At 62.7% G+C, this 2,536-nt stretch carries 3 protein-coding genes; 1 reads left to right on the top strand and 2 read right to left on the bottom strand.

Annotated features, from left to right (window positions below):
- Positions 1-12 precede the first annotated feature (12 nt).
- Complete coding sequence (locus tag ACFDS3_RS20815; protein WP_375264229.1) at positions 13-594, bottom strand: autoinducer binding domain-containing protein; 582 nt, start codon at positions 592-594, stop codon at positions 13-15.
- Positions 595-694: 100 nt separating this feature from the next.
- Here ACFDS3_RS20815 and ACFDS3_RS20820 point away from each other — a divergent pair, with 100 nt between their 5' ends.
- Positions 695-1,306 carry a helix-turn-helix transcriptional regulator gene (locus ACFDS3_RS20820; protein WP_375264230.1) on the top strand — a complete coding sequence of 204 codons (612 nt, stop codon included), beginning with the start codon at positions 695-697 and terminating at the stop codon, positions 1,304-1,306.
- An 80-nt stretch (positions 1,307-1,386) separates the two neighbouring features.
- Here ACFDS3_RS20820 and ACFDS3_RS20825 read toward each other — a convergent pair.
- Positions 1,387-2,536 (bottom strand): glyoxalase superfamily protein (locus ACFDS3_RS20825; protein WP_375264231.1); only part of this gene is annotated, 1,150 nt, incomplete at its 5' end.

Genomic DNA, 2,536 nt, shown 5'->3' on the forward strand with positions numbered 1-2,536 from the left:
TGCGATGCGCCGCTACTTCGATTGCAGCGCGAGATGCCCCACCATCGTCATCGACAGGCGCTCCAGGAAGGACCTGTCCTCCTTCGACAGGGGTTGCGCCGGATCGGTTTCGAAATGAAGGGCATTCAGCTGGTCGTGCAGCCACTGCGCCTCGTCGTGCTGAAACGGCCTGTCGGGCCGGGCGAAATTGCCGAGCGTCAACCGTGGCACTTCAGACGAGGACGGTCGACGCAAGCACCCGATGGACACCGTCACGCCGTGGTTCATCCCACACCGGTCCGCCAGGTCGAAAACGCCGGACGTATCCATGGCACGCAGATCCGACCAATGCGTCCAGCCGCGATTTTCCCTCACCCACCTCACGGTCGGGTCGGACAACAACATGGCGGCCTGATCGTAAGGGTCGAGAAACGCAGCGCTCATGTTCGTCCACAGGTAGCTGGGCACGCCATACCTCGCATGCAGCGCGATCGAAAAACCCGCCGCGGTGAGGCAATGGATTTGCCGCAGAACCCGCAGCACGTAGTTTTCCGCCGCCTCACCGTGCTCCCGGGCAGAGACCTTGAGCGGCGTTGGCGAAAAACCCCTGTTCATGATAGCAATGCTTGCGGCCTATTGTTTTTCCGATGATTTGCAGCCACATGCTGCGCGAGCATCGCACCATACCGTACCGATCTGAGTAGGACCCGGGCACATGATCGACCTACCGTCCGATATAAAAAGGTTGGCTCCTGCCGGCGTGTTCCTCGTTTTTCGACTGCGATATTCGTTTCCTGCGAAAGAGTTCAATTTTCTCCCGCAAGCGTGGATAAATTATTACACAGAGAACGTCTTATCCATCTACGACCCATTGATTCTATGGGCCCGCAAGAACAATGGCGTGATCCGGTGGAGCGAGGTCGACGAGCCAGACCCCCGTGGCGTCATTTCGGAGGCGCAGAGATTCGGCCTGAAACATGGGGCTGTCGCCTCGATGATCTGTCCGATCACCAATGGCCGATCCTTCGTCATGACGGCGCGAAGCGATCGCAGCTACACTGACGATGAGCTTTCAGAGATCCAAAGCAGTCTGGCCGCGATGCATGACAAGTATCAGGCTATCGGAAAAATGACCCCGAACGAAGCCGCCGCGTTGCAGCTCTTCGGCAGTGGCGTCAAAGCAAAGATCGCGAGCCACCACCTTGGTATTTCCGAAAGCGCGGTCAAGCAGCGCCTTGCGAGCGCGCGACGCAAGCTGGGAGCGCCGACAACCGCTCAGGCGTTCGAATTGGCCACGGAGTTGGCCCTCTTTCCCGAAGGCAGGTAGCGCGATCCCGAGACCCGTTATCCGCCAGAAGATGGGTCTATCGCGGAATGGCAGACGGGGTGGCATGCCACCCCCGCCGATCAGCCTTGCCCCACATTCGGCCTGTGGATGGGGTCCGCCCCGCGGTTGGCCACCACCGGCCCCGGCACGAAGTCCGGCATGACGGTGTCCGGTCCGAGGACCAGTGTGCCGCAGTTGGCGAGCACGGCTTTCAACTCTCGCGCCGCCGTGCCGGTGTAACGGGCGGGCGTGATCCGCACGATCACATCGATCTTCCAGCTCCGCGCTGTCGCAAGAAAGAGGCTGTAGCCCGTCTCATGCGGCCGCCAGGGGATGGAGAGGATCAACCGCTCCGCCGGAACGGGCTTCGGCGCGGCAGGATCCTCGAAAACCGATCGGATGACGGTCCGCACGAAGTCTCTCGCATCCTCGGGGCGGGCCAAACCGCATTCTCCGAAATGCCGTTCGAGTGCTTCGACCAGCTGTTCGCTTGGGCGGTGGTTGTTCGGCACCTCGGTGACCAGCTTTCCGCGCTGCCAGAAGTGGCGAATGACGGCGCTCGCCGCGATGTCGTTGCGGGCGATGACGGCCATATGCGGCCGCTGTCTGAAGATGTCGTCGGGCAACTCCGAGATCTGCTGCCACTCCGGGCCCGGTTCAGCGTGATCAGGACCGGGCGTGACTTGCAGCCGGTGCCGAAGCGGTGGCAACTCGCGCAGATCGACCGCGCCGAGGATCTTCCGCATGGCTTGGACCGCGCGTCTCGCTTGCGGCGATACGCCTCCGCGCGCCTCGGCCTCCATCAGCAGGGCTCCGACGTGGGTATCACAGTAGGTCCAGCCCGAGTTGAGCTCGGACAAGCACTGGCGGGCGAGGACCATCACGTCGTCAGCCATCTTCTCCGAGAACCCCAACTGTTTCGCATAGTGGTGTAGCCGCATTCCGGCCTCCACCTGCGAAATGCCAACGATTGGACCCTCGAGAAGGGTATGCCCCGGCCCGGCGGACGCCGGTTCAGCCTCGGCCCGTTGTAGCTCCGCGTTCAATTGGCCCCAGCTGTCATAGCCGTGGACGCGGGCCATCATCTCGAGCGCCTGCGCGCTGGAGACGGGCGACGCGGTGCTGGCCAGAAGCTCGCGCAGCCGCCGGGCCTGATCCTTGAGGTCCTGCACGCCGGCGGGCTGGCGATCGCGCCAGCGGATCGGAGGGGTAGGGGGGGTCATCTGTCTC

It is taken from the genome of Palleronia sp. (genome assembly GCF_042089775.1).
Lineage (GTDB): Bacteria > Pseudomonadota > Alphaproteobacteria > Rhodobacterales > Rhodobacteraceae > Palleronia.

What these genes read in the sequence shown, in the direction of transcription:
- ACFDS3_RS20815 (WP_375264229.1), bottom strand. Translation starts at nt 594, where the DNA reads ATGAACAGGGGTTTTTCGCCAACGCCGCTCAAGGTCTCTGCCCGGGAG.
- ACFDS3_RS20820 (WP_375264230.1), top strand. Translation starts at nt 695, where the DNA reads ATGATCGACCTACCGTCCGATATAAAAAGGTTGGCTCCTGCCGGCGTG.